The following is a 26,303-nucleotide window of genomic DNA, read 5'->3' as shown; positions in this document are numbered from 1 at the left end:
ACGGCGTGCCGCCCGCACCGGCTCGGGGTGGCCACCCCGAGCCGGTGCACCCATCAAAGCACATTTCGCCGTTCCAACCCGGGACCGTTCTCCGGAAGAGGTGTCTTTTCCTGCAGACGATCCCGGCTCGGCGCTGCGCTCGGCCGGGATGACAACACAATTTATGGCCACTCACCGCTCGGCGCTACGCGCGGCCTTGCGGATGTACATCGCCCGGTCGGCCCGCGCCTCGGCGATGGCCGGCGTGTCGTCGCCGCTCAGCATGGTCACGCCCACCGAGGCGCCGAGCTCGCCCGCCGCGTCCGGCAGGGCCATGATCATCGTCTCGATGGCGCGGGCCTTGCGCTCGGCATCCTCGGGCGAAATGTTCCACAGGATCAGCGCGAACTCGTCGCCGCCCAGCCGCGCCGCCCGGTCGGAGGCGCGCACGTGGTGGGCGAGGCTCTCGGCCACCCTGCGCAGCACGGCGTCGCCGGCCGCGTGGCCGCGGCGGTCATTGATGCCCTTGAACCCGTCGAGATCGACATAGAGCAGTGCTGCCGCCGCCCCGTAGCGCTGGATGTAGGAGAGCGTGCGGACCATCTCCCGCTCGAAGCCGCGGCGGTTGGCGAGGCCGGTCAGCGGATCCTCCTCGGCGCGGGCGGCGAGCTGGTCGGATTCGGCGCGGGCCGCCGCCAGTTCCGCCTCCAGCCGCTCGACCTCGGCCACGAGCTGCATCAGCATCGTGCGGGTCGGCAGGGGCAGTTGGGTGGCATCCGGCAGGTCCGGTACCGCACGGCGGACGCCGGGATCCCGGCGCGGAATGGTGATTTCCCGACGCTGTTCGCCTTTACCATCCATGACACACTCCCAGTCCCACAGGAGTGTAACCTGTCAAAATGATTTCGTCGCCTTGTCGCGACGCCGCGGATACCTATAAATTGCCGCTCTTCCGATCCGGATTCTCCAAAAAAAGACCCGACATGACCGCGCCGCCCGTTGCCATCATCATGGGCAGCCAATCCGATTGGGACACCATGCGGCACGCTGCCGAGACGCTGGATGCGCTCGAAGTGCCGTTCGATGCCCGCATCGTATCGGCCCACCGCACGCCCGAGCGGCTCTATGCCTTCGCCAAGGGCGCCAAGGATCACGGCTTCCGGGTGATCATCGCCGGCGCCGGCGGTGCCGCCCACCTGCCGGGCATGGCGGCCGCGCTCACCCCGCTGCCGGTGCTGGGCGTGCCGATGGAGAGCCACGCGCTGCGCGGGGTGGACAGCCTGCACTCGATCGTCCAGATGCCGGCCGGCATCCCGGTCGGCACGCTGGCCATCGGCAAGGCCGGCGCCATCAACGCCGCGCTGCTGGCGGCCTCCATCCTGGCGCTGTCCGACGCGGCCATCGCCGGGCGGCTCGAGGCATGGCGGGCGCGGCAGACCGCGGCCGTGGCCGAGCAGCCCGTCTCCCCCGCATGAGCGGACCCGTCATGTTCCCCCAGCCTGCGCCCAGCGCCTCGCCCGGCGTCCGGCTCGGGATCCTCGGCGGCGGCCAGCTCGGCCGCATGCTGGCGCTCGCCGCCGCCCGCCTCGGCATCCCCTGCCACGTCTATGCGGACAGGGCGGACAGCCCGGCCTTCGAGGTGGTGCGCCACGCCACCTGCGCCGACTATGCCGACGAAACGGCGCTCGCCCGCTTCGCCGAATCGGTCGACGTCGTCACCTACGAGTTCGAGAACATCCCCGATGCCGCCGTGGCGCTGCTGGAGCGGCTGCGGCCGGTGCTGCCCGGCGCGCGCGCGCTCGCCACCACCCAGGACCGGCTGAGCGAGAAGCGCTTCGTGCGCGGGCTCGACCTTGCCACCGCCGATTTCGCCGAGGTCTCCTCGCGCGCGGACCTGGAGGCGGCGGTCGGCGCCATCGGCCGCCCGGCGATCCTCAAGACCCGCCGCCTCGGCTATGACGGCAAGGGCCAGGCGGCGATCCGCGAAGGCACCGACCTCGACGCGGCGTGGCGCGCGGTGGGCGAAGCGCCCTCGATCCTGGAGGCCTTCGTGCCGTTCGAGCGCGAAGCCTCGGTGGTGGCGGCGCGCGGCGCCGACGGCACGGTGCGCCCCTTCGACCTCACCGAGAACGTCCACCGCGACCACATCCTCCACACTTCCACCGTGCCCGCCGACGTGCCGGCGGCGGTGGCCGGGGAGGCGATGGCGATCGCCGCTGCGATCGGCGCGGGGCTCGACTTCGTCGGCGTGTTTGCGGTCGAGCTGTTCGTGCTGCCACAGGCGGCGGGGTCGCGCCTCGTCGTCAACGAGATCGCGCCGCGGGTGCACAATTCCGGCCACTGGACGCTCGACGGCTGCACCGTGTCGCAGTTCGAGCAGCACGTGCGCGCGGTGTGCGGCCTGCCGCTGGCAACGCCCCGCCGGCTCGGCCGGGTGGTGATGACCAATCTGATCGGCGCCGAGGCCGAGCGCTGGCCCGAGCTGCTGGCCGAACCGGGCGCCGCGCTGCACCTCTACGGCAAGGCGGAGGCCCGGCCCGGCCGGAAAATGGGCCACGTCACCCGGCTGGAACCATTTTTTTGATGTGGCTGGCCCGCAAGACACCCTGCGGTTTTGCTCGGTTGTAGTCTTGTCGCGGTCCGCTCGGAGAGCGGGCGCGGAGCGGGTGCGTGCGCTCTTTGGCGCCGATCCGGAATTGAGGTGATGCAAATGATCGCCATTCGACTGGCAACAACAACGAGATTGCGGTAAACTGAAACCATTTCGCGGGATGATCGCCTGACTATACACGCGATCCACGAAATCGTTTTATGCGGTCCCCGGCAAATACACCTGAATTTCTGACGCAGATCGCCCGTCCGGACCGCGGCTTCCGGCCGGAAAGCTTGGCGTGTCATCCATTCGTTAAAAAAGCGACACCCGATTGCATAAAATTACGCATGTATTGATGCAATCTCCCGCACGCAGAACGGGCATCCGGGATCGGCCGGACCTCAGGGCGGGAGCGAAGTATCCAGCAGGCGCGGGGCAGTTCAGTGAGTACGACGATTGAAGACCGGGACGACTTAGAAGCCAGTGAATCTCGCGGAATCATCACTGAAGCCAGGATTCCTGGGCTTCTCAGCCGTGAAATCTACTGGACAAATCTTCTGACCGCGATGCCGGCAGGACATGTTTTGCTTCCTTCGGTAACTCCAATAACCCTTTCCTTCCCCATCATCATAGAGCTCCCCATGGGCAACACCGGCAACGACACCATCGAACTCAGCGATGGCGACGACCTGATCCTCGCCGGCGACGGCAACGACACCGTCAGCGGCGGCAACGGCGACGACCGCATCAGCGGCGGCACCGGCAACGATACGATCGATGGCGGCGCTGGCAACGACGCGCTCGAAGGCGCCGCCGGCAACGACACCATCGACGGTGGCGACGGCAACGACCTGATCGTGGCCGGCGACGGCAACGACACCGTCACCGGCGGCACCGGCGACGACCGCATCAGCGGCGGCGCCGGCAATGACGAGATCGATGGTGGCAGCGGCGACGACGCGCTCGAAGGCGCCGCCGGCAACGACACCATCGACGGCGGCGACGGCAACGACCTGATCGTGGCCGGCGACGGCAACGACACCGCCACCGGCGGCACCGGCGACGACCGCATCAGCGGCGGCGCCGGCAATGACCAGATCGATGGTGGCAGCGGCGACGACGCGATCGAGGGCGCCGCCGGCAACGACACCATCGACGGCGGCGACGGCAACGACCTGATCGTGGCCGGCGACGGCAACGACACCGTCACCGGCGGCACCGGCAATGACCGCATCGGCGGCGGCACCGGCAACGACACCATCGACGGCGGCGACGGCGACGACAGGATCGACGGCGGCGACGGCAGCGACACGATCGCGGGCGGCAATGGCAACGACCTGATCCTCGCCGGCACCGGCAGCGACGACGTCTCGGGCGGCCATGGCGATGACACCATCGACGGCGGCAGCGGCGATGACGTTCTGGCCGGCGATGAGGGCAACGACATCCTCAGCGGCGGCGCCGGCGACGACATCCTGACCGGCAGCGGCGGCCGCGACACGTTCGTGTTCATGGCGTGGAGCGGCGACGACGTGGTCACCGACTTCGTCCTCGGTGGGCCGGAGCACGACATCGTGCTGGTGTCGCACGTCGTGTTCCAGGATCTGGCGTCGCTGCTGGCCGCGGCCGAGCAGGTCGGCAGCGACGCGGTCTTCCACCACGCCGCCTCCGACACCTCGCTGACGCTGGCCAATGTCGACCTGGGCGCGCTGAAGGCGGAGCACTTCGCCCTGTTTTGAGCAGGCCACCCCGACGCCGCGTGGCCGGGCTTCGGCCCGGCCATGCGGATCTTATCGGACCGCCTGCGCCCCTCCGTGCGGGCGGTCAGCCGGCCAGCACCGTGCGCTCCAGCGTCTCGATGACCGCGCCGCCATGGCGCAGGCCGCGCCGCTCCAGCTCGATCCGCCATGGCACTTGCGCCGCCGCGCCGCCATCGGTGATGACGAAACGGTTCCAGCCGGCGGGGTGCGCGGAGACCGGCCCGGCCGAGGCCGACGGCACGCCGATCACCGGGATCGGCCGGCGCGGCCCGCTGACGGCGTGGCGGGCCGGCACATGGGTGTGGCCGTGCAGCACCAGCTCGGCGCCGGTGCGCGCCAGCACCGCCCGCACCGCCTGCCCGTCGATCAGCCGCTTCTGGAAATCGAACCGGCCGACCGGCGGGTGGTGGATCAGGAGAATGCGGCAGGCGCCCTCGCGGCCCAGCGCGTCGAGCGCCTCGGCCAGCGCCTCGATCTGCTGCGGCCCGAGCCGGCCGGTGGCCAGGAACGGCGCGCTCGGCACCGCGCTCGACACGCCGACCAGCGCCACGGCGCCGCGCCGCCGCACGAAGGGAAAGCCGGCCTCGCCGCGATCGCCGGTCATGTGGTCGCCCCAATGCAGCCGGGCGAGGCCGGCGGTGCGGGCGACATAGGCATCGTGATTGCCGGGCACCACTGAGACGTCGTCCGGCCGGCCGAGCCCGCCAAGCCAAGCGGCGGCCGGCGCGAACTCGGCCGCCAGCGCGAGATTGACCAGATCGCCGGTCACCGCGACATGGTCGGGCTGGTGGCGGGCGATGTCGGCCTCGATCAGCCGCAGCGTGTCGGCGGTGTGGCGCCGGGCGCGGCCGCGCTGCCAGTTGAGCCAGCCGAGCAGGCGCTTGCCCGCCAGTTCGCGGCGGCGGGCCGGCGGCAGGGGCCCGAGATGCGGGTCCGACAGATGGGCGAGGGTGAACAGCGTCGACTCCGAATTGGGCGCGTCGGGCCGGAGGGGCTTGGTGCGGTCACCCGGCGACCGGTTCTCCACCATCCGGAACCCCGCCGCCGGCCGCGCCGGTTATAGGATGGACCGGCCGCGGCGGACAGAGCCCCGCGGCGGGGCGACGTGTATCGCAACTTGCCACAACGAGAAGGTCGCCTTCCGCCGCCGCCTCGCCTATACCGGCCCGCGGCAGGGTTGCAGAGCCGTTGAACCAGCGAGGGAGCGGGGGCGTTGCGCAGTCGGATCGTGCACCGGATGTTTCACACCTACTGGCGGTTCCAGCGCGGCATGACGCTGGGGGTGCGCGGACTGGTGTTCGATGGCGGCCGCCGGATCTTCCTGATCCGCCACACCTATGTGCCCGGCTGGCAGCTTCCCGGCGGCGGCGTCGAGGTCGGCGAGACGATGCTTGAGGCGCTGGCCCGCGAGCTGGTCGAGGAGGGCAATATCAGCCTTTCCGCCCCGCCGCGGCTGCACGGCGTGTTCTACAACCCCACGGCCTCGACCCGCGACCATGTCGCGCTGTTCGTGGCCGAGCACTACGCCCAGCCGGCACTGCCCGCCGCCAATCACGAGATCGCCGCCTGCGGCTGGTTCGCGCTCGACGCCCTGCCGGAGGAGACGACGCCGGGCACGCGGCGCCGGATCGACGAGGTGATGTCGGGGACGGCGCCATCACCGCGCTGGTGAGGCGGCCGCCGGCGGAACTGGTACCGGGGGACCGTATGATGATCCCCGAAGCGCACCATAAGGTTTGCGGCCGAACAGCGTGGAAGAAGAGGCCGGCCGCCGCTCTCTTTTCCTCTTCCATCCAGGCCACGCTTGCCTGCGCCCGGGCGCAGGCTGTTGCGGGAGACGGTGCCGGTTCTTCCCTCTCCCCTTGCGGGAGAGGGTGCCGAGCGATTGAAGATCGCGAGGCGGGTGAGGGGTAAATTCCCGCACACGCCACATGTACCCCTCACCCGGCTCGACCTCGCTTCGCTCGGTCGCGCCACCCTCTCCCGCAAGGGGAGAGGGAAGGAAGAAGCCGGCCTGATCGGCCGGAAACCACGTCACTTCATCGAGCCGGTCTCGATGAAGCGCTGGTGCCAGGACAGCGATTCCGTCAGCAGCGCCGGTGCGTGCTGGCCGTAGCTGTGCTCCTTGGCGCGCTTGAAATAGTCGGCCAGCGCCGGGCGGTAGTCCGGGTGCGCGCACTTGGCGATGATCGTCTCGGCGCGCTGCTTGGGCGACAGGCCGCGCAGATCCGCCAGCCCGTATTCGGTGACGATCACCTGGACGTCCTGGTTGATGTGGTCGACGTGGCTGCACTGCGGCACGATGGCCGAGATCTTGCCGCCCTTGGCGGTCGACGGCGTCATGAAGATCGACACATAGGCGTTGCGGGCGAAGTCGCCGGAGCCGCCGATGCCGTTCTGGATGCGCGAGCCCATGACGTGCGTCGAGTTGACGTTGCCATAGATGTCGGCCTCGATCAGCCCGTTCATGGCGATGCAGCCGAGGCGGCGGATCACCTCGGGGTGGTTGGAGATCTCCTGCGGCCGCAGGATGATCTTGTCGCGGAAGCGCTCCAGGTCGGCGTTGAGCTTCTCGGCCGCCTCGGGGCTGAGCGAGAAGGCGGTGGCCGAGGCCATGCGCAGCTTGCCGGTTTCCAGCAGGTCGAGCATGCCGTCCTGCACCACCTCGGTGTAGGAGGTCATGTTCTCGAACGGCGCGTCGAGCAGGCCCTTCAGCACCGCGTTGGGAATGTTGCCGACGCCCGACTGCAGCGGCAGCAGCTCGTGCGGCAGGCGGCCCTTCTTCACCTCGTGCCGCAGGAACTCGATGATGTGGCCGGCGATGGCATAGGCCACCTCGTCGGGCTGCGAGAACGGCAGGTTGCGGTCGGGCGCGTGGGTCTCGACGATGGCGACGATCTTGTCGGGGTCGACGCGCAGCGTCGGCTGGCCGATGCGGCCGTCGGGCCGGATGAGCGGGACCGGCGAACGGTGGGGCGGCAGGGCCGTGCCGTAATAGATGTCGTGCATGCCTTCGAGCGCGGCGTTCTGCCAGGAGTTGACCTCCAGGATCACCTTGCTCGCCCGCTCCAGCCACGTCTTGTTGTTGCCGACCGAGGTCGAGGGCACCAGCGAGCCGTCGGCGCGGATCGCGGTGATCTCGACCACCGCGGTATCCAGCGGCCCGAGGAAGCCCTGCCACGCCACCGGCGCGACTTGGCTCAGGTGCATGTCGAAATATTCCATCTGGCCGCGGTTGATCTTGTCGCGGACGGTGGGATCGGAATTGTACGGCAGGCGGAACTCGATGGCGTCGACCTTGGCCAGCGCGCCGTCGAGCTCGGGGCCGGTGGAGGCGCCGGTCCACACCCGCACCCGGAATGGCCGGCCGGCATCGTGCTCGGCATCGATGCGGTTGGCCAGCGCCACCGGCACCGCCTTGGGGTAGCCCGAGCCGGTGAAGCCGCTCATGCCCACCGTCGTGCCGGAATCGATGAACCTGGCCGCGTCGTCGGCGCTCATCACCTTGGAGCGCAGACGGTTGCAAGCAATTCTAGTTGAGTCCGTCAAATTACCCTCCGTCAAGCGGTGGCATTTCAGCCAGTTTTCGTTGCCACGCATTTACTTCACCGCGGCGCGTTGCGGGAGGGGCAAGTCGACAAAAGGCATAATACTTGCGGATAAAGTAAGCGGTATTTGAAGGCGCATTCGTTGCGTGCGGATTTATTTTCGACAATCATGCGTGGCGGTAGGCCGCTGCTGGCGCCCACCTTCGCCGTCAGATTGCGGCTGGCGTCCGCGGCCAGCCCGCCCTGGCGCCCGGTCGACCCGATCCGGCGCCATGCGGTCCGCGCGGCCTGCGGCGTTTCGCCATGATCTCTCCATCATGGCCGTGCTATAGGCGCCGGATGCAGGTGTGTCAGGTTACTGTTCTGGCGTTGGCCCTCGCCGCGGGGGCAACCGGGTCCGCAGCCGCGCAAGGCGCGGCGAAAAGCGACGCCGCGCAAGGTGCACCCGCCGTCCAAGGCACTCCCAACATCGAGATCGTGCCACCATTGCCCTTGCACAAGGCGGTGTTCGCGTTCGCGACCCTGCCGGTGGAGACCGGCCTGCCCGGCGGCCTCACCCCGGCCGGCGTGCTGCCGCTGCCGCCCCAGCACGCGCTGTCGCCCTGGTCGATCGCCGCCGGCCCGCCGGCCGTCGCGACCGCCTCGTCCGCCAAGCCGTCCCGAGAGCCGGTCCCGGAGCCGGCGCCCAAAACCGCGCTCGCGGCCATTGCCACAGCGGCACCGCTTCCCCGGCCGCGCCCGGCGCTGCCGCAGGCGGGCCTCGCCTTGGCCTCGGTCGGCGAGCCGCCGGCTGTGTCCTTGCGCGGCCGCGTGGCGGACGTCGCGGCGGGCAGCCGCTGCCGCAACGTGTTCGCGCTGGGCTATGCGGAAGCCAAGGCGATTGCGCCGGTGAAGGGAGCCGGCGCCTGCGGCACCGGCGAGGCGGTGGATCTCGCCGCCGTGACGCTGGCCGACGGCTCGCGCGTCGCCATCGAGCCGGCGGCGACGCTCAACTGCGCCATGGCCGAGGGGCTGGCGCGCTGGGTGCGCGAGGATCTGGCGCCGAGCGCGGCGCGCATCGGCCAGCCGTTCAAGGCGCTGAAGAATTTCGCGAGCTACGACTGCCGCGGCCGCAACCGTAACCCCTTCGCGATGATGAGCGAGCACGGCCGCGCCAATGCCATCGACATCCGCGGCTTCGAGAGCGTGGACGGCCGCTGGCGCTTCATCGACAGCCCGGACATGCCCAAGGCCCTGATGGCCGAGATGAAGCGCGGCGCCTGCGAGCGGTTCATGACCGTGCTCGGCCCCGGCTCGGACGGCTACCACGAGAACCACATCCACGTCGATCTCGCCGAGCGCGCCAATGGCCGCAAGCTGTGCGGTTGGAAGATGGACGAGCCGCTGGTGGCGCAGGGCGCGCCCAACGGTGCGCCGAAAGAGGCGACGAAGCCCACGCCCCGCCTCGCCAACGCCCGCGCGCCGCTCGCCCCGGTCAAGCCGCGCCCGCCGGTGCCGGCATCCGAGCTCCGCCTGTCCGCCACCCAGGACGCCGCCGCTACGCCGGCCGACGAGATGCCCGACGCCGCCATGCCGGACGCTGCCATGCCCGACGCCCCCGAGCGGATCGGCTTCGCCGGCTCGGAGTGAGGGGCTCGCGATCGCAGGCATCAGACACGGCGCGATCGCATCGCGTCGCACGCCAGCCGCGATGCTGGCGCAGGGCCGCGGGCTTGGTGGCGCAGGGGCTCGCGGGTACAAGTGCGCTTCGCGTTTTCCCCGCCGCCGGAGACCTTGATGCTCACCAACCTGCAGACCCGCGACGTCGAGACCCTGGTCCACCCCTACACCAACCTCGCCGCGCTACGCGAGACCGGGCCTCTGGTGATCGAGCGCGCCAAGGGCATCCATGTCTACGACGTCGACGGCAAGCCCTATATCGAGGGCCTGTCCGGGCTGTGGTGCACGGCGCTCGGCTACGGCAACGAGGAGGTGGTCGAGGCCGCCGCCAGCCAGATGCGCAAGCTGTCCTTCACCCATCTGTTCGGCGGCAAGAGCCACGACCCGGCGATCGAGCTTGCGGAAAAGCTGAAGGAGATGGCGCCGGTGCCGATCTCCAAGGTGTTCTTCGCCGGCTCGGGCTCGGAGGCCAACGATTCCCAGATCAAGCTGGTCTGGTACATGAACAACGCGCTGGGCCGGCCGCAGAAGAAGAAGATCATCTCGCGCCAGCGCGCCTATCACGGCGTCACCATCGCCTCGGGCTCGCTCACCGGCCTGCCGGCCAACCACACCGATTTCGACCTGCCGATCGCTGGCATCTTCCACACCGCCGCCCCCTATTATTACCGCGGCGCCGAGCCCGGCGAGAGCGAGGACGACTTCGCCACGCGGCTGGCCGCCGAGCTGGAGACGCTGATCCTGCGCGAGGGGCCGGACACGGTCGCCGCCTTCATCGCCGAGCCGATCATGGGCGCGGGCGGGGTGATCGTGCCGCCCAAGAGCTATTTTCCGAAGATCATGGACGTCTGCCGCAAGTACGACGTCTACATGATCGCCGACGAGGTGATCTGCGCCTTCGGCCGGCTTGGCGCGGCGTTCGGCGCGCCGGTGCTGGGCTATCTGCCCGACGCCATCTCGGTGGCCAAGGCGCTGTCCTCGGCCTATTTCCCCATCGCCGCGGTGATGGTGCCCGAGATCATGCACCAGGCGCTGCTGGACGAGAGCCGCAAGATCGGCTCCTTCGGCCACGGCTTCACCTATTCCGGCCACCCGGTCGGCGCGGCGGTGGCGCTGAAGGTGCTGGAGATCTACCAGCGCGACAAGATCTTCGAGCAGGCGGCCGCCAAGGCGCCGCAGTTCCAGGCGCGGCTCAAGGCGTTCGCCGATCACCCGCTGGTCGGCGAGGTGCGCGGGATGGGCCTGATTGGCGCGGTCGAGATGGTGGCCGACAAGGCGACCAAGCGCGCCTTCGATCCCAAGAAGGGAGTCGGCCCGAAGGCGATGGCGTTCGCCCAGGAGGAGGGCGTGCTGATCCGCTCGCTCGGCGATTCGATGGCGGTGTGCCCGCCGCTGATCATCACGCCCGACGAGATCGACGATCTGTTCGACCGGCTTGGCCGCACGCTCGACCGCACGCTGGACTGGGCGAAGCGCGAGAACCTGCTGGCCGCATGAGGTCCAGCAGCAAGAGTTCTCCAGCATGAGCAGGGTCTCGCGCCGCGCCGTCCTGAAGGGTGTGGCGGGGCTCTTCGGCGCGAGCATCGCCACCGCCGCCTATGGCATGTGGATCGAGCCGGCGTGGCGGCTCGACGTCACCGAATACCGCATCGCGCCGCCGCGCTGGCCGCATGGCCTGACCATGCGGGTGGCGCTGATCGCCGACCTGCACGCCGGCGCTCCCTTCATGCCGATCGGCCGGGTGGCCGAGATCGTGGCGCGCACCAACGCGCTCAAGCCGGACCTCATCCTGCTGCTCGGCGACTACCGCGCCGACCACCTCTTCCTCACCCGCCGCATCGAGCCGGCCGAGACCTTCGCGCAGCTCGCCCGCCTCGCCGCGCCGCTCGGCGTCTACGGCATTCTCGGCAATCACGACTACTGGCACGGCGTCGAGCCGTTCCGCGCCGCCTTCGCCGAAACCGGCATTCCGCTCTTGGAGAACGGCGTGGTGGCGCTGGCGACGCCGCAAGGGCCGGTGCACCTGATCGGCACCGCCTCGATGATCGCGGTGCCGATCGGCTGGCGCCGCTTCCGCGGCTATGACGACCTGCCCGGCACGCTGGCCCGGGTGCCCGACGGCGCGCCGGTGATCCTCGCCGCGCACGAGCCGGACCTGTTCGTCAAGGTGCCGCAGCGCGTGTCGGTCACCGTGTCGGGCCATACCCATGGCGGCCAGGTGCGGCTGTTCGGCTATTCGCCGCAGGTGCCGTCCGGCTACCGCAACCGCTTCGCCTATGGCCACGTGGTGGAGGAGGGGCGCCACCTCGTGGTGTCCGGCGGCCTGGGGATTTCGATGCTGCCGGTCCGGCTCGGCGTGCCGCCGGAGATCGTGCTGCTGACGCTGGGCTGACCGGGTTTCCGCTTGACGCCGCCGCTCGGGCCGGCACGTCGCGAGAGACCTCCTCCGCCGCCATCTCGACGCCATCCGACGAGCGCGCCCGCATGGGTGTTCTCCCGGTGCACCCGGGGTATAAGCGGAAATTCCCCTTGCGGGGGAATCGGACCGGCGTCGGCGTCCGCGCCGCCCTGTGCCCGAAAGGGCGCCCCCCGAGGGCCCATCTCCAAGGAGCCGCATGACCACGCCGCCCCGCCGCCTGGTGCAGCCCGACAAGCGCGACGACGATGCCGACGCCACGCTGCGGCCGCAGCGGCTCGTCGATTTCGTCGGCCAGGAGCAGGCGCGGGCGAACTTGAGCGTGTTCATCGCCGCCGCCCGCCAGCGCGCCGAGGCGCTCGACCATGTGCTGTTCGTCGGGCCCCCCGGCCTCGGCAAGACGACGCTGGCGCAGATCGTGGCCAAGGAGCTCGGCGTCGGCTTCCGCGCCACCTCCGGTCCCGTCATCGCCAAGGCCGGCGACCTCGCGGCGCTGCTGACCAATCTCGAAGAGCGCGACGTGCTGTTCATCGACGAGATCCACCGCCTCAACCCGGCGGTGGAGGAGATCCTCTATCCGGCGATGGAGGATTTCCAGCTCGACCTGATCATCGGCGAGGGGCCGGCGGCGCGCTCGGTGCGCATCGACCTCGCCAAGTTCACCCTGGTCGGCGCCACCACCCGCGCCGGGCTGCTCACGACGCCGCTGCGCGACCGCTTCGGCATCCCGGTGCGGCTGAACTTCTACACGGTGGCGGAGCTGGAGTTCATCGTCAGCCGCGGCGCGCGCGTGCTCGGCATCGGCATGACGCCGGAAGGCGCCAACGAGATCGCCCGGCGCGCCCGCGGCACGCCGCGCATCGCCGGCCGGCTGTTGAAACGGGTGCGCGACTTCGCTTTGGTCGACGACAGCCCGGCGATCGACCGCAAGGTGGCCGACCGGGCGCTGACGGCGCTGGAGGTCGACGCTGCCGGGCTCGATGCCATGGACCGGCGCTATCTGTCGGTGATCGCCCTCAATTATGGCGGCGGCCCGGTGGGGATCGAGACCATCGCCGCGGCCTTGTCGGAGCCGCGCGATGCCATCGAGGACATCATCGAGCCGTTCCTGATCCAGCAGGGCTTCGTGCAGCGCACGCCGCGCGGCCGGCTGATCACCCCCCACGCCTTCCGCCACCTCGGCCTCGCCGAGCCCACGCGCGACACCCCGCAGTTCACGCTGTTCCGGGACGAGGGGGAGTAGGGCGCAAGCGCGAAGCGCATTCCGCCCTGGTCCTTCCGCCCTGCGGAGGGGTCCGTTCACGCCGCGTCGGCCGTCCGCACCCCGTTGAGGAAGGTCTCGGTGCGCTGGCGCAGCCGGGTGAATTCGGCATCCAGCGTGTCGGCGGTCGCGGTCAGCTTGCCGACCAGGGATTCGGTGGCTGCCACCGCGCTCTGGACGTCGACGATGTCGCGCGTCACCGACGAGGCGCCGGTCTCGACCGCGCCCATCGCCTCGACGATGCGGGCGGCAAGCGCGATCTGGCGCGCGGTCTCCTGCTGGATGGTCAGCGAGGAGGTGTAGAGGTCGCGGATGGTGGCGCCGAGATCGCGGGTCAGGCCGGTGGCTTCGCCCACCGCCCGTTGCACCGCCTTGATCTGGGCGCCCACCTCGTCGGTGGCCTGCGAGGTCTGGCGCGCCAGTTCCTTGACTTCGGAGGCGACCACCGCGAAGCCGGCACCGGCGGCGCCGGCGCGTGCCGCCTCGATGGTGGCGTTGAGCGCCAGCAGGTTGGTCTGGCTGGCGATGGCGGCAATCGCCGTCACCACCTGGTCGATGCTGCCGGCGATGCCGCCGAGCCGCTCGATCGCCGCCTCGACCCGCTCGGCCGCCGCCACCGCGCGCTCGGAGAATCTGGCCTCGGTGTCGGCATGCTCGGCGATGGTGGCGCTGGCCGAATCGAGGTCCTGGCTCGTCTGGCGGGCGGTCTCGACGGCGGCGGCGGCGCGGTTCGCCGCCTCCACCACCGAGGCCGAGCGCTCGCCGGCCAGCCCGATCTCCTGGCACACCTGCTGCGCCGCCCGGTGCAGGTCGGCGGCCGCGGCCGAGACGGCGCCGATCACCGCGCCGCTGGTGCGGTCGAAGTCCTCGGTCAGCGTCTGGCGCCGCGCCTCGGTGCGCTCGATGCCGTCGCGCGTCGCGGCGCGCTCGGCCTCCAGGCGCTGGCGTTCCTCCAGCGAGGCGCGCAGCGTGCGCAGCGCCACGGCCATGCGGCCGACCTCGCCGCCATCGGCGGTGTCGACCTCCACCGCCACGTCGCCTTCGGCGAGACGGGTCAGCGCCCGCGTCATGCGGTCGAGCGGCCGGAATACGCTGTGCGAGAGCAGCGCGTAGATCGCCGCCGCGGCAAGAATGAACGAGACGGCGGCGATCAGCAGCACCGAGAGGCTCTTGGTGCGGTTGGCGTCGATGCGGCCGGCGAGCAGGGTGTCGAGATCGGCGCCGGCTTTGGCGTTGAAGGCGGTGAGCGCGGTCGCCGCGGCGACCTCGAGATCCTTCAGGGCGAAGCTGCCGACCGGGTCGCCCAGTGCGGTGCGGCGGATGGCGTCGCTGAGCCGGTCGATCGCCGGCAGGAGCTGGCTGCGCGCCTGCTCGACGCGGGCGTGAACCTCGGGGTGGCCGACGTTCTCCAGCACGCGCTCGAGCGTATTGTCGAGCCGGCGGCGGGTGAAGTCGAAGGCGCCGCCGGCCACCATCAGCTCGGTGCGCGATTCATCGCCGGCATTGGCGGCCGAGAAGCGCCGCCCGCGATTGCCGAGCGTGCGGATCGAATCCGCCATCGCCGGCAGGACCTGACCGGCCAGATCCATCATGTGATAGGTGTCGAGCCTGGGATCGAGGATCAGCCCGGACCGGTCGAGCACCATCTGGCGGAGCTTGGCGAGCGAGTCGATTGCGGACTGGGCCTTGCCGCGGTCGAGCCGCTTGGCGGTGGCCAGCGCGTCGAGCAGGCCCGCCGCGTGCCCGGCCTCGGCGGCCGTGCCGTAGCTGGTGCCGAACGCCCCTTCGGCCTGGCGCAGTTGCACCGCCGCCGCCGCCAGGTCGGCCTCCGAGGGCAGGCCGTAATCCCAGTTGCGGACTCGATCGGCCAGCGCGCCGTGGACATCGGCGATGGCCGTCAGATAGCGGTTGCCGACCCGCTCGTCCTCGGCGAGGCGGATCTCGTCGAGCTGGAGGGCCAACAGCGACCAGGTGACGTAGCCGAGCGGAACAAGGAACAGCGCGATCGCACCCAGAATGCGGGTGCGCAGGCCGAAACGGGACAACATGGCAACCCCTCGCCAACCCCTCGCAAAGTATTGCCACTCTATGGCAGGCAATGCTTAGTGCATGGTTTACGCAGGGAAAGCGATTTGGTTTCGGCTGAAACCATGTCGGCACGCAGGACCTCGCCAGCTGACCTTCTGTCTCGACCTGCGAACAACGCTCGATTTGCGGCCGAGCCGGCAGCGGGGCATGAATTGAATACGATTGCAGGGGATCAGGGATTGATGAGTGAGGGTCACAGGACTGTCGCACACCCGCAGGTACAGGCCCGGCCGGATCAGGCCCGGCCGGATCGCGTCTGGCCGGATCTGGCGGGGCGCCTCGTGCCCGGCGGCCACGTGCTGGCGGTGCGGGTCTATTACGAGGACACCGACTTCTCCGGCTTCGTCTACCACGCCAATTTCCTGCGCTACATGGAGCGCGGCCGCTCGGACTATCTGCGCCTGCTCGGCGTCGAGCAGGGCGCGCTGTTCGAGGAGGCGGTGGCGGAGGTCGGCGCGGGGTTCGCCTTCGTGGTGCGCCACATGGACCTCGATTTCCGCCGGCCGGCGAAGATCGACGATATTCTGGAAGTCCACACCCACCCGGCCGAGGTGCGCGGCGCCTCGCTGACGCTGGCGCAGAGCGTGCGGCGCGGCGAGGAGATCCTGATCGCCGCCAAGATCAAGGTCGCGTTCGTCGCCGGCGAGCGGGCGACCCGCATTCCGCTCGGCTTGCGCAAGGCGATGGGCGCCGACGTCGATACCGCCCCCTCGGGCTGAGCCCGCAGGGGAACCTCCAGCCGCATGCGGCATTGTCCTAATCAACAGCGTGACCAGGGCCGACGGACGGACCGGCGGGCGCGTCCCCACAACGGCCGATCGGGAAAAGCGGTCCGCGCGAGACACGGGACAGGACAGCGGTCAGAGGAGCAGGCGCATGGGCGAGATGGGTCGTCACACGATCGAGTTCCGGCGGGTGGAGCCGGGTGACCAGGTGATTCTGACGACCTTCGGCCGCAGCGAGGCGCGCGGCTTTGCCGCGGCCGGTGCGCCGGACGTGGCGGTGTGCCTGCCGCCGGGCACCGAGGTCCGCTTCACGGAGCCTGTCGTCTGCGAGCCGGCCGCCGGCCTCGTCCCCGACATTCCGGCGGGCGAGCAGGTCGCCTGGATCCGGCAGGTCAGCGTCGACATCCCCTGCATCCACCACGATGCCCTCGAATTCGCCAATGGCCGGGTGGTGATGTTCACCCAGCTCCGCGAGGGGCAGCGGGCGACGGTGGTGCGGATGCCGGCGACTCTCATCGGCGGGCCGGGCGCCAGCGCGCTGCGCCTGCCGCTCGAAGCGTTCCGCGCGCTGGCCGAGCCGGCGGACGACAGCGGCCAGCCGATGTTCATCTGATCGCGCCCGGCGGCGTCGCGCGGCAAGGTCGAACGACTTGACCGCGCGACGTTGCCGCAGGCCCCCGGAAATCCGGAACCTCGGCCCGTCCCCGAACATTCCTGCTCATCATCGACGTTCCCCATCGACAGCCCCGGATCGGCCGTGCCGAAACCGGGCAGGCGGGCGCAAATGCTGCGCCCGCCGCGGGGAGGGCCTTCGCGGCCGATCGTCAACACAGGAAGGATGTTCGCATGTGCGACTACAGTCTTCATCATGTGATGTCCCGGCCGGCAAAGGTCGGAGAGACGCTGGTAGCGACGACGTTCATCAACTCCATCACCCGCGGCTTTGCCGCGGCGGGCGATCCGGACGTCGCCGTCTGCCTGCTGCCGGGAACCGAGCTCGGGTTCGACAAGCCCGTGGAGTTCGAGCCGGGGTTCGGCGCCTTCGCCAACCGGACGGCCGGCAGCAATCTGGCGCGGTTCCGCCAGATCAACATGGACAACCCCTATCTCCACCACGACGCGCTGGAGTTTCCGGACGGCCAGGTGGTGCTGGTGACGCACCTGTGCGCCGGACAGCGGGCGACCGTGCTGCAGCTGCCGGCGGGCGCCGCGGTCGAGGAGCATCGCCGCGAAGCCTCCGTGGATGAGGTGGTGGCCGCCCCTGTCGAGACCGCGCAGCCGGAGGCCGGTCCGCCGGCCGAGGTTGCGGGCGCGCGCCACGAGACCGAACCGCATACGGCATGAGACCGACGTCCTCGCCGCGCGCGCGACGCGGGACGGAAATCCGGATGACAGGGCGGCGGCGCGCGGCATGGTCGACGCTGCCGCCCGGCTCATGTAATAGCTCGTTACATGAGCTGGTCCAAGGACGGCGGCCGCGACGGGTCGCGCGCATATCACCACGGCAACCTCAAGGAGGCGCTGGTCCGCGCCGCCCTGGAGCTGATCGCCGAGAAGGGACCGGCCGGCTTTACCTTCGCGGAAGCCGCGCGCTGGGCCGGGGTGAGCCCGGCCGCGCCCTACCGGCATTTCCGCGACCGCGACGAGCTGCTCGCCGACGTGGCGCGGCGGGGCTTCGACATCCTGGCCGGCCAGCTCGCGGCGGCCTGGAGCGGCGGGCGGCCAGAGCCGTTCTCGGCCTTCGAGCGGCTGGGCAAGGCGTATCTGGCGTTCGCCCGCGCCGAGACGGCCTATTATTCGGCGATGTTCGAGGCCGGCGTGCCGCCGGACGGCTCGCCGGAGCTGCGAGAGGCCGGCGAGCAGACCTTCGCCATCCTGCGCGAGGCGGCCGAGACCCTGGCCGCCACGCTGCCGCCGGCCGGCCGGCCGCCGGCGGCGATGATGGCGCTGCACATCTGGTCGCTGTCGCACGGCATCGCCTCGCTGTTCGGCCGCGGCGACAGGGCGCGGCGCAAGCTGCCGATGGCGCCCGAGGATCTGCTGGAGGCCGGCCTGCTGGTCTATCTGCGAGGCCTCGGCCTGCCGCCGGGCGGCGCCGCGGGTTGAGCGCGGCCGGAACGCATCGTCTGCAGACGCGGCTTCTTGAGACGATACGCCTGGAGGGCTCTTGACAACCGAAGCCCCGCTTCCCATCATGTAAATGTAATTAACATTGACGGAGGTCACGATGAGCGACGCTGCACGCGCTCAATACTGGGATGGCCCTTACGAAGGCGAAGACCGGTGGCGGGCCGGGCGGCTCCATCCGGGACGGATCGCGCTGATCGTGATCGCCTTCATCCTGTGGTGGCCGATCGGGCTGGCCGTGTTGATCTATTCGATCTGGAGCGGACGCATGGACTGCTGGAATGATTCCTCGCGCTACGAGCGCAAGATGTCGCGGATGCAGGAGAAGATGGACCGCATGCGCTCGCGCATGGACGGCCGCGGCGCGGGCGGCGGCGGGTCCTGGTGGGGCGGACGTCGCGATCCCGCTGGCGGCGGGTCGAGCGGCAACCGGGCGTTCGACGAGTACCGGGCCGAGACGCTGAAGCGCCTGGAGGAGGAGGAGCGCGGGTTCCGCGACTTCCTGGAGCGGCTGCGCCAAGCCAAGGACAAGGCCGAGTTCGACCAGTTCATGGCCGAACGCCGCCGCGTCGCCGAGCCGGAGCACCCGGCGGGCGCGTGACGGTCTCGACCGCCGAAGGGACTACGAGCCGCCGGTGCCGCAAGGTGCCGGCGGCTTTGCGTTCCCCCTCGGGGTCGTCGTCCCGGCCAAGCGGCGTAGCCGCGCGAGCCGGGACCGTTTTCAGGAAGGGGTATTTCTATCTCGCGGACGGTCCCGGCTCGGCGCTTCGCGCCGTCCGGGACGACAGGGCTGAGACAGTCATCAAGACCGTCTCGTCGCGGCCAAGCGCCGTAGGGCGCAATAGCGAAGCGTATTGCGCCGGGGAGGGTGCCGGCGGCGTGCGCGGCGGAATACGCTTCGCTATTCCGCCCGACACACTGCGGACGGTCCCGGCGCACGACTTTGCATCATCGTTAACCGGACGTTAATCGGCTGAGGATCATCTGAAGCCGAGGACGGGGCGGGCTGCGCCCTTGTTCAGCCATATTCGCCAGCAAGACGAGCCTTGTAAGACGAACACGACAAGACGAGTTTGGCCGGCCGTCGTCGCAGGCGCCATCGCAGGCGCCTTGGCCCGAACATCGTCGCTGACGGCGCCGGCTGCCATCCTGTCCGAACGTGGCGCCGAGCGATGCCGGAGACGGACGACCGAAAGCAGTGCCGATGACCCCCGCCGAGATTACCCCTTCCGTCGACATGTCGCTCCTGACCCTGTTCCTGCAGGCGCACTGGGTCGTCAAGAGCGTGATGATCGGGCTGATCTGCGCCTCGATCTGGGTGTGGGCGATCGCCATCGACAAATGGCTGCTGTTCCGGCGCACCCGCGCCGCCAGCGACCAGTTCGAGCAGGCGTTCTGGTCCGGCCAGTCGCTGGAGGAGCTCTACCGCACGCTGTCGGCGCGCCCGGCCGATTCGATGGCGGCGCTGTTCGTCGCGGCGATGCGCGAGTGGAAGCGCACCTTCGAGGGCGGCGCCCGCTCGTTCGCCGGCCTGCAGCAGCGCATCGATCGGGTGATGGACGTGTCGATCTCGCGCGAGGTCGAGCGGCTCGAATCGAAGCTGCTGGTGCTGGCCACGGTTGGCTCGGCCGGCCCGTTCATCGGCCTGTTCGGCACGGTGTGGGGCATCATGACCAGCTTCCAGTCGATTGCCGCCTCCAAGAATACCTCGCTCGCCGTGGTGGCGCCGGGCATCGCGGAGGCGCTGTTCGCCACCGCCATGGGGCTGATCGCTGCCATACCGGCGACGATTTTCTACAATAAGTTCACCTCCGAAGTGAACAAGCAGGCCGCGCGGCTGGAAGGCTTCGCCGACGAGTTCTCGGCGATCCTGTCGCGCCAGATCGACGAGAACGGCTAGGCGCAAGGGTCATGGCGATGGGCGCTGCCACCGCATCCTCGGGCGACAAGACCGGCCGGCGCCGCCGCCGGCGGGGCGGGCGCGCCGTGATGAGCGAGATCAACGTCACGCCGTTCGTCGACGTGATGCTGGTGCTGCTCATCATCTTCATGGTGTCGGCGCCGCTGCTCACCGTCGGCGTGCCGATCGACCTGCCGCAGACCCAGGCCAAGGGCATCGAGCAGAACACCGAGCCGGTGACCATCTCGGTCAACACCAAGGGCCAGGTGTTCCTGATGAACAGCGAGATCAAGATCGACGAGCTGGTGCCGAAGCTGCAGGCCATCGCCCAGGCGCGCGGCGGCGGCCAGGACGAGCGGGTGTTCGTGCGCGGCGACAAGGCGGTCGATTACGGCACGGTGATGAAGGTCATGGGCCGGCTGTCGACCGCCGGCTTCCGGCGCGTGGCGCTGGTCACCGAAGTGGAGCAGGGGGGCTGATGCGCCCGGATCGGAGCTTCGCCGCCTCGGCCTCGCTGCACGCGATGGTCTTCGGCATCGGGCTCGTCACCTTCGACGCCCGGCCGATGGTGGTCGCGCCGACGGAGTCGATGCCGGTCGACATCATGTCGATGTCGGAGTTCTCCCAGCTTACCCGCGGCCAGAAGACCGCGCCCAAGGCGGAAAAGCCCAAGCACGTCGCCGAGAAGACCGGCGAGGTGAAGCCGCCCGACACCGAAGCCAAGAAGATCGCCGACAAGACCATCGACTCGGCGACCCCGCCGCCGCTGCCGCCGAAGGTCGAGCGCCCGCCCGAGCCGGAACCGAAGAAGGCCGAAGCCAAGCCGGAGCCGAAGCCCGAGCCGGCGCCGAAGAAGGCCGAGGCCAAGCCGGAGATCAAGCCGGACGCCGAGGCGCTGGAGAAGCTGATCGCCAAGACCGAAAAGCCCGAAAAGAAGGCGGAGCCGGAGAAGAAGGCCGAGGTCAAGCCGCCGCCCAAGCCGGTGGACCGGCCCAAGCAGCCGCCGCCGGTGGCCCAGACCCCGCCCGACCCGAACTCCAAGTTCGACACCAGCAAGATCGCCGCGCTGCTCGACAAGCGCGCGCCGCAGCGCGCCGCCGCCAGCGGCGCGGAGGTGTCGCACACCGCCTCGCTCGGCTCGGTCACCGGACAGGCGCAGCAATTGTCGCAGACCGAGATCGATGCGCTGCGCGCCCAGATCCAGCGCTGCTGGAATCCGCAGGTGGGCGCCGCCGAGGCGCGCGACCTCATCGTCCGCGTCCGGATCGCCCTCAACCAGGACGGCTCGCTCGCCGGCCAGCCGATGCTGGTCGATCACGGCGGCGGCGCCTATTTCCAGGTGGCGGCGGAGAGCGCGATGCGGGCCATCCGCCGTTGCGCGCCCTACACTTTGCCCGTCGCCAAGTACGAGGCGTGGCGCGACGTCGAGGTCACCTTCGATCCGCGCGACATGTTCCGGGGCTGACCCCGCCCTTCGCCCGAGACCCAGATGCCCGCTTTCCTTCCGACACGACGCGATCTCCTCCTCGCCGGGGCTGCCGGCGCGACCGTTCTCGGTCTGCCGCGGCCGGCCGGCGCGGTGCTCAAGCTCGACATCACCCAGGGCGTGGTGCAGCCGCTGCCGATCGCGCTGCCCGATTTCGTCGGCGCCAATGGCGCCGATGCCGAGGTCGCCCGCAACGTCACCCAGGTGATCACCGCCAATCTCAAGCGGAGCGGCCTGTTCGCGCCGATCTCGCCGCAGGCGTTCATCGAGCGCATCACCAATTTCGACCAGCAGCCGCGCTATCCCGACTGGCGGGTGATCAACGCCCAGGCGCTGGTCACCGGCCGCATGACCCGCCAGCCGGACGGCCGCCTGCGCGCAGAGTTCCGGCTGTGGGACGTGTTCGGCGGCGCCCAGCTCACCGGCCAGCAGTACTACACCACGCCCGAGAACTGGCGGCGCGTCGCCCACATCATCTCCGACGCCATCTATGAGCGGCTGACCGGCGAGAAGGGCTATTTCGACACCCGCATCGTCTTCGTCGACGAATCGGGGCGCAAGGAACGCCGGGTCAAGCGGCTGGCGGTGATGGACCAGGACGGCGCCAATGTGCGCTATCTCAGCCGCGGCGACGAGGACGTCATCACCCCGCGCTTCTCGCCCAACAGCCAGGACATCACCTATATGGCGCTGAACCGCGGCGCCTGGCGGGTGTACCTGATGAACATCGAGACCGGCCAGCGCGAGGCGGTGGGCAACTTCCCCGGCATGACGCTCAGCCCGCGCTTCTCGCCGGACGGCCAGCGCGTGGTGTTCTCGGCCGAGCAGGGCGGGGTGACCTCGATCCACGTGATGGATCTGCGCTCCAAGCAGATCTTCCGCCTGTCCAATTCCGGCGCCATCGACGTGGCGCCGTGCTATTCGCCGGACGGCCGCCAGATCGTGTTCGCCTCCGACCGCGGCGGCTCGGCGCAGCTCTATCTCATGGGCGCGGACGGCTCCGGCCAACACCGGCTGTCGTTCGGCGACGGCAGCTACACCACGCCGGTGTGGTCGCCGCGCGGCGACCTGATCGCCTTCACCAAGCAGGGCGGCGGCCAGTTCGCCATCGGCGTGATGCGCCCGGACGGCTCGGGCGAGCGCATCCTCACGGCCGGCTACCACAATGAGGGCCCGACCTGGGCCCCCAACGGCCGGGTGATCATGTTCTGGCGCGACCCCGGCGGCGCGGGCGGCCCCTCGCTCCACACCGTCGACCTCACCGGCCAGAACGAGCAGCGGGTGCCCACCCCGAGCTACGCCTCCGACCCGGCCTGGAGCCCGCTCCTGAGCTGATCCGGGTTTCTGAGGATGGAGCCGGGATCGCCGCCGCCGCTCTGCCAACGTCCTTGTGCAACAACGGGATTTTCGGCAAATCCGGACGCGTGATCTGCAGCTTGGCTGGCCGGAGCGCCGTTGAGGCCAGCCGGCCGGCTGGCGTGTTTCTGTACCAAGCGGGCCGCTTCTGGTATCAGAGCGGTATGGGCCGGGGGGCCCGCAGACACGCGATTCGGTGAGGGTGGTGGCTTCCAATCTGGGGAGCAGGTCAGGACGCCCGGCAGGGCGCACGCTGTGGGCGCTGCTGGCCGCGATCATCCTTGTCCCGCTGCTGGTGTTTACCGGCGCGGCAGCCGTCTCCTATCGCAACCAGTTCGCAGACGCCAGCGAGCGGCTGCAGCGGTTCCTTGACGTCGTGCACGAGCACGCCGTCAAGGTGTTCGAGACGCACGAACTGGCCGCCGGCCAGGTCAATGCGATGCTCGATCAGCTGGGCGACGAGAGCATCATCGCCCAGCAGGAGCCGTTGAACGCCAAGCTGAAGCTGCTGATCGAGCGCCTGCCGCAGGTCGGCGCGATCTGGGTGCTGGACGAGACCGGCCACCCGCTGCTGAGCAGCAATTTCGTGCCCGCCCCGCGCAATCTGGACCTGTCGGATCGCGCGTATTTCACCGTCCACCGCGACGGCCGCATCGGCCCGGGCGCCACCTATATCAGCGAGATCCTGCAGGGCCGGGCCAATCCCGGCGTCCGCTTCTTCCAGCTCACCAAGCGGCGCGACCGCGCCGGGCGGTTCGCGGGCGTGATCGCAGTGTCGATCCGGCCGGACTATTTCGAGAATTTCTACCAGCAGGCGGCGCGCTCGGGCTTCGACGCGGTCGGTCTCATCCGGGCCGACGGGTCCATCCTTGCCCGCTATCCGCCGCGCGAGGACATGAAGCTGCGGCTCAGCCCGACCAGCGGGCTGATGCGGGCGGTGGTCAAGACCCCCGATGCCGGCAACTACGAGACGGTTTCGGATGTCGACGGCGTGGAGCGGCTGATGGCCTATCGCCGCCTGCCCGGCGAGTCGGTCTATCTCACCGTCGGGGTCGACCGTGCCCGCATCCTGGCGAACTGGCGCGCGTCGCTGGCGACGCACATGATCTACGGCGTGCCGGCGACGCTCGGTCTCGGCGTGCTGGCGCTGGTGGCGATGCGGCGCACCCGCCGCGAAGCCGATGCGCTCGCCCGTCTCGCGGCCGAGACGCTGCACCGCGCCGAGATCGAAGAGCAGCTCCGCCATTCCCAGAAGATGGAGGCGATCGGCCAGCTCACCGGCGGGATCGCCCATGATTTCAACAATCTGCTGCAGATCGCTATCGGCAGCCTGGACATTCTGAAGCGCCGCCTGCCGAACGGCGACCCGCGCAGCCGCGACCTCGTGGAATCGGCGCTGGACGGCATGACGCGGGCCGCCAGCCTGACGCAGCGCCTTCTCGCCTATGCCCGCCGGCAGCCGCTCGACCCCAAGACGGTCGACGTCAACCATTTGGTCCAAAACGTCTCGGAACTGCTGCGCAGCACGCTGGGCGAGACCGTGCGCATCGAGACGGTGCTGGCCGGCGGGTTGTGGCCGGCCTATGTCGACGCCAACCAGCTCGAGAGCGCGATCGTCAATCTCGCGGTCAATGCCCGGGATGCCATGCCCCACGGCGGGCGGCTGACCGTCGAGACCGGCAACGCCCATCTCGACGATTCCTATACCGAGCAGAACCCGGACGTCATGCCCGGACAGTACGTCCTGGTGTCGATCACCGACACCGGCACCGGCATGACGCCGGAGGTGATCGCCAAGGCGTTCGAGCCGTTCTTCACCACCAAGCCGGCCGGGCAGGGCACCGGGCTCGGGCTGTCGCAAGTCTATGGCTTCGTCAAGCAGTCCGGCGGCCATGTCAAAATCTACAGCGAGACCGGCAGCGGCACGGCAGTGAAGCTCTATCTGCCGCGGCGCTACGGCCATGAGGCGTTGGGCGAGATCCACCACGACCGGGTGCCGGCGCCGGCCGCCGCCAATTCCGCCGCCATCCTGGTGGTGGAGGACGAGGACGGCGTGCGCCACTTCGTCTGCGGCGCGCTGCGCGACCTCGGCTACCGGGTGGTCGAAGCCTCCAGCGGCCGGCAGGCGCTGGAGCTGCTGCGGACCCATCCGGAGGTCGGGCTGCTGCTGTCGGACGTGGTGATGCCGGAGATGAACGGCCGCGACCTGGCGGACCTCGCGCTCGCCCAGTATCCCGAGCTGCGGGTGATGTTCATGACCGGCTATACCCGCAACGCCATCGTCCACAATGGCGTGCTCGATCCGCAGATGCGGCTGATCAGCAAGCCGTTCACCGTCACGCAGCTTGCCGCCAAGGTGAAGGAAGCCTTCGGCGAGGAGCTGGCGGAGGCGCCGGCGGCCGCGCGGTCGCTCGTGCCCGACGGGCCGCTGCGCATCCTGGTGGTCGATGACGAGCCGCTGGTGTCGCTCGGCCTGGTCGACCTGCTGGAAGGGGAGGGCCACGCGGTGATCGAGGCCAGCTCGGCGCAGGAGGCGATCGACCGGCTGACGCACGAGAATTTCGACGTCGTCGTCACCGACCACACCATGCCTGGCATGACCGGCAGCGAGCTTGCGCGCGTCATCCGCAGCCGCTGGCCGGGGGTCGGGATCGTGCTGTCGTCCGGCCATGTCGACCTGCCGGGCGCCGACATCGCCCGGCTGCCGCGGCTCGACAAGCCCTACCGCGTCGACCAGGTGCGCAAGGCGGTGGACCAGGCGATCTGCCGCCACTGAGGTTGTGGCCAGGGGTGCGAAGCCGCCGTCCCGGCCGGCGGGAGGCGAGACCCGCCGTGTCGCTGCGATCAAGGGCGTTTCAAAGTGCGGCGGAGCGCGCCGCCCGCGGGCAGCGCCGGTGGGTGCGGGCATCCGCACGTGGGGGCCGCGGCCGCCGGCACAAGCAAATTGAAGTATCCGCCGTTCCGCATGATACGGCGGATATTCCAGGGCGCTGTCCGGTCTCCGGATGATCCCTTCGCGATCCCGGGCACGGACTCGCCGCCCCCTGTTCGAAAACGGGATTTTCGGCGATCGGACTGCGGCGCGAAGACGGATCGGCCGGAAACCTTATGACCGCATCAGATCGGACGCTCCTGGCATTGGTAATTTTGCATTTTCTATCGCAAAGCCGGCATCCACTCTTGCTGAGAATGCTCTAAGTTTTTGGCTTTTCGTAGCTTCTTTCGTAAAATCAGCACTCGGTTTTGCGGAGAATGCTCTTGCCATGTTCGCCCTGACGCGAACCGGCATTTTTTCTGGCCATGAAAAAATTGTGTTCGGGGGGATTCTCAGGGCAATCGGGTGAAAAATCACGCTGCCAGGAGGCTTGCGAGGAAGTCGTCGTCCCAGGCGGCGACTTTTCGCTT

Annotated in this window: 22 protein-coding genes; 18 read left to right on the top strand and 4 right to left on the bottom strand. The window is 69.7% G+C overall.

Annotated features, from left to right (window positions below):
* Window positions 1-171 precede the first annotated feature (171 nt).
* Window positions 172-840 carry a GGDEF domain-containing protein gene (locus tag F1193_RS15650; RefSeq protein WP_150098734.1) on the bottom strand — a complete coding sequence of 223 codons (669 nt, stop codon included), beginning with the start codon at window positions 838-840 and terminating at the stop codon, window positions 172-174.
* Window positions 841-962: 122 nt separating this feature from the next.
* Between F1193_RS15650 and purE the strand changes: the two genes are divergently transcribed.
* The 3 genes from purE (at window position 963) to F1193_RS15635 (ending at window position 4,311) form a co-directional block, all read left to right on the top strand.
* Window positions 963-1,454: a 5-(carboxyamino)imidazole ribonucleotide mutase gene (purE, locus tag F1193_RS15645; protein WP_150098733.1), complete on the top strand. Its 492-nt coding sequence runs from the start codon at window positions 963-965 to the stop codon at window positions 1,452-1,454.
* An 11-nt stretch (window positions 1,455-1,465) separates the two neighbouring features.
* Window positions 1,466-2,563: a 5-(carboxyamino)imidazole ribonucleotide synthase gene (locus tag F1193_RS15640; RefSeq protein WP_246164479.1), complete on the top strand. Its 1,098-nt coding sequence runs from the start codon at window positions 1,466-1,468 to the stop codon at window positions 2,561-2,563.
* Between the two features lie 650 nt (window positions 2,564-3,213).
* A complete protein-coding gene (locus F1193_RS15635; protein ID WP_170263718.1) occupies window positions 3,214-4,311 on the top strand; it encodes a calcium-binding protein in 1,098 nt (365 codons plus the stop codon).
* Window positions 4,312-4,396: 85 nt separating this feature from the next.
* On the opposite strand, the gene F1193_RS15630 is transcribed toward F1193_RS15635, so the two are convergent.
* Window positions 4,397-5,362 carry a metallophosphoesterase family protein gene (locus tag F1193_RS15630; protein WP_246164477.1) on the bottom strand — a complete coding sequence of 322 codons (966 nt, stop codon included), beginning with the start codon at window positions 5,360-5,362 and terminating at the stop codon, window positions 4,397-4,399.
* A gap of 207 nt (window positions 5,363-5,569) precedes the next feature.
* Here F1193_RS15630 and F1193_RS15625 point away from each other — a divergent pair, with 207 nt between their 5' ends.
* A complete protein-coding gene (locus tag F1193_RS15625) occupies window positions 5,570-6,004 on the top strand; it encodes an NUDIX domain-containing protein (protein ID WP_150098730.1) in 435 nt (144 codons plus the stop codon).
* Window positions 6,005-6,366: 362 nt separating this feature from the next.
* Here the strand turns inward: F1193_RS15625 and scpC are convergent, their stop codons facing one another.
* A complete protein-coding gene (scpC, locus tag F1193_RS15620) occupies window positions 6,367-7,881 on the bottom strand; it encodes a succinyl-CoA:acetate CoA-transferase ScpC (RefSeq protein ID WP_483995157.1) in 1,515 nt (504 codons plus the stop codon).
* Between the two features lie 485 nt (window positions 7,882-8,366).
* Between scpC and F1193_RS15615 the strand changes: the two genes are divergently transcribed.
* The 4 genes from F1193_RS15615 to ruvB all read left to right on the top strand — a co-directional run bounded on the left by F1193_RS15615 (window position 8,367) and on the right by ruvB (window position 13,198).
* A complete protein-coding gene (locus F1193_RS15615) occupies window positions 8,367-9,509 on the top strand; it encodes an extensin-like domain-containing protein (protein WP_170263717.1) in 1,143 nt (380 codons plus the stop codon).
* A gap of 147 nt (window positions 9,510-9,656) precedes the next feature.
* Window positions 9,657-11,036: an aminotransferase gene (locus F1193_RS15610; RefSeq protein ID WP_150098727.1), complete on the top strand. Its 1,380-nt coding sequence runs from the start codon at window positions 9,657-9,659 to the stop codon at window positions 11,034-11,036.
* Between the two features lie 25 nt (window positions 11,037-11,061).
* The gene (locus F1193_RS15605; RefSeq protein ID WP_150098726.1) at window positions 11,062-11,931 is read left to right on the top strand and encodes a metallophosphoesterase; all 870 of its coding nucleotides are present in this window, start codon (window positions 11,062-11,064) and stop codon (window positions 11,929-11,931) included.
* Between the two features lie 223 nt (window positions 11,932-12,154).
* A complete protein-coding gene (gene ruvB / locus F1193_RS15600) occupies window positions 12,155-13,198 on the top strand; it encodes a Holliday junction branch migration DNA helicase RuvB (RefSeq protein ID WP_150098725.1) in 1,044 nt (347 codons plus the stop codon).
* A 56-nt stretch (window positions 13,199-13,254) separates the two neighbouring features.
* On the opposite strand, the gene F1193_RS15595 is transcribed toward ruvB, so the two are convergent.
* The gene (locus tag F1193_RS15595) at window positions 13,255-15,264 is read right to left on the bottom strand and encodes a methyl-accepting chemotaxis protein (RefSeq protein ID WP_150098724.1); all 2,010 of its coding nucleotides are present in this window, start codon (window positions 15,262-15,264) and stop codon (window positions 13,255-13,257) included.
* 222 nt (window positions 15,265-15,486) lie between these two features.
* Between F1193_RS15595 and ybgC the strand changes: the two genes are divergently transcribed.
* The 10 genes from ybgC (at window position 15,487) to F1193_RS15540 (ending at window position 25,674) form a co-directional block, all read left to right on the top strand.
* Entirely contained in the window at window positions 15,487-16,023 is a 537-nt protein-coding gene (gene ybgC / locus F1193_RS15590; RefSeq protein WP_150098723.1) for a tol-pal system-associated acyl-CoA thioesterase, read from the top strand.
* Between the two features lie 157 nt (window positions 16,024-16,180).
* A complete protein-coding gene (locus tag F1193_RS15585) occupies window positions 16,181-16,642 on the top strand; it encodes a hypothetical protein (protein WP_150098722.1) in 462 nt (153 codons plus the stop codon).
* Window positions 16,643-16,875: 233 nt separating this feature from the next.
* Window positions 16,876-17,373, top strand: a complete 498-nt coding sequence (locus F1193_RS15580; RefSeq protein WP_150098721.1) for a hypothetical protein — start codon at window positions 16,876-16,878, stop codon at window positions 17,371-17,373.
* Window positions 17,374-17,481: 108 nt separating this feature from the next.
* Window positions 17,482-18,135: a TetR/AcrR family transcriptional regulator gene (locus F1193_RS15575; RefSeq protein ID WP_150098720.1), complete on the top strand. Its 654-nt coding sequence runs from the start codon at window positions 17,482-17,484 to the stop codon at window positions 18,133-18,135.
* A 121-nt stretch (window positions 18,136-18,256) separates the two neighbouring features.
* Entirely contained in the window at window positions 18,257-18,757 is a 501-nt protein-coding gene (locus F1193_RS15570; RefSeq protein ID WP_150098719.1) for a DUF2852 domain-containing protein, read from the top strand.
* A 603-nt stretch (window positions 18,758-19,360) separates the two neighbouring features.
* Window positions 19,361-20,056, top strand: coding sequence for a protein TolQ (tolQ, locus tag F1193_RS15565; protein WP_150098718.1), 696 nt, complete (start codon window positions 19,361-19,363; stop codon window positions 20,054-20,056).
* A gap of 17 nt (window positions 20,057-20,073) precedes the next feature.
* Window positions 20,074-20,535: a protein TolR gene (gene tolR / locus F1193_RS15560; protein WP_150098735.1), complete on the top strand. Its 462-nt coding sequence runs from the start codon at window positions 20,074-20,076 to the stop codon at window positions 20,533-20,535.
* Entirely contained in the window at window positions 20,535-21,521 is a 987-nt protein-coding gene (locus F1193_RS17180) for a cell envelope integrity TolA family protein (RefSeq protein ID WP_170263715.1), read from the top strand. Before tolR ends, F1193_RS17180 begins: the two co-directional genes overlap by 1 nt.
* Window positions 21,522-21,545: 24 nt before the next feature.
* Window positions 21,546-22,877 (top strand): Tol-Pal system beta propeller repeat protein TolB, encoded by a 1,332-nt coding sequence (tolB, locus tag F1193_RS15545; protein WP_150098716.1) that lies wholly within the window; start codon window positions 21,546-21,548, stop codon window positions 22,875-22,877.
* A 226-nt stretch (window positions 22,878-23,103) separates the two neighbouring features.
* Window positions 23,104-25,674, top strand: a complete 2,571-nt coding sequence (locus F1193_RS15540) for a response regulator (RefSeq protein ID WP_150098715.1) — start codon at window positions 23,104-23,106, stop codon at window positions 25,672-25,674.
* Window positions 25,675-26,303 lie beyond the last annotated feature (629 nt).

Origin of the sequence: Blastochloris sulfoviridis (genome assembly GCF_008630065.1) — a bacterium.
GTDB classification, from domain to species: Bacteria; Pseudomonadota; Alphaproteobacteria; order Rhizobiales; family Xanthobacteraceae; genus Blastochloris; species Blastochloris sulfoviridis.
This window is presented reverse-complemented; position numbering and strand designations above follow the sequence as displayed.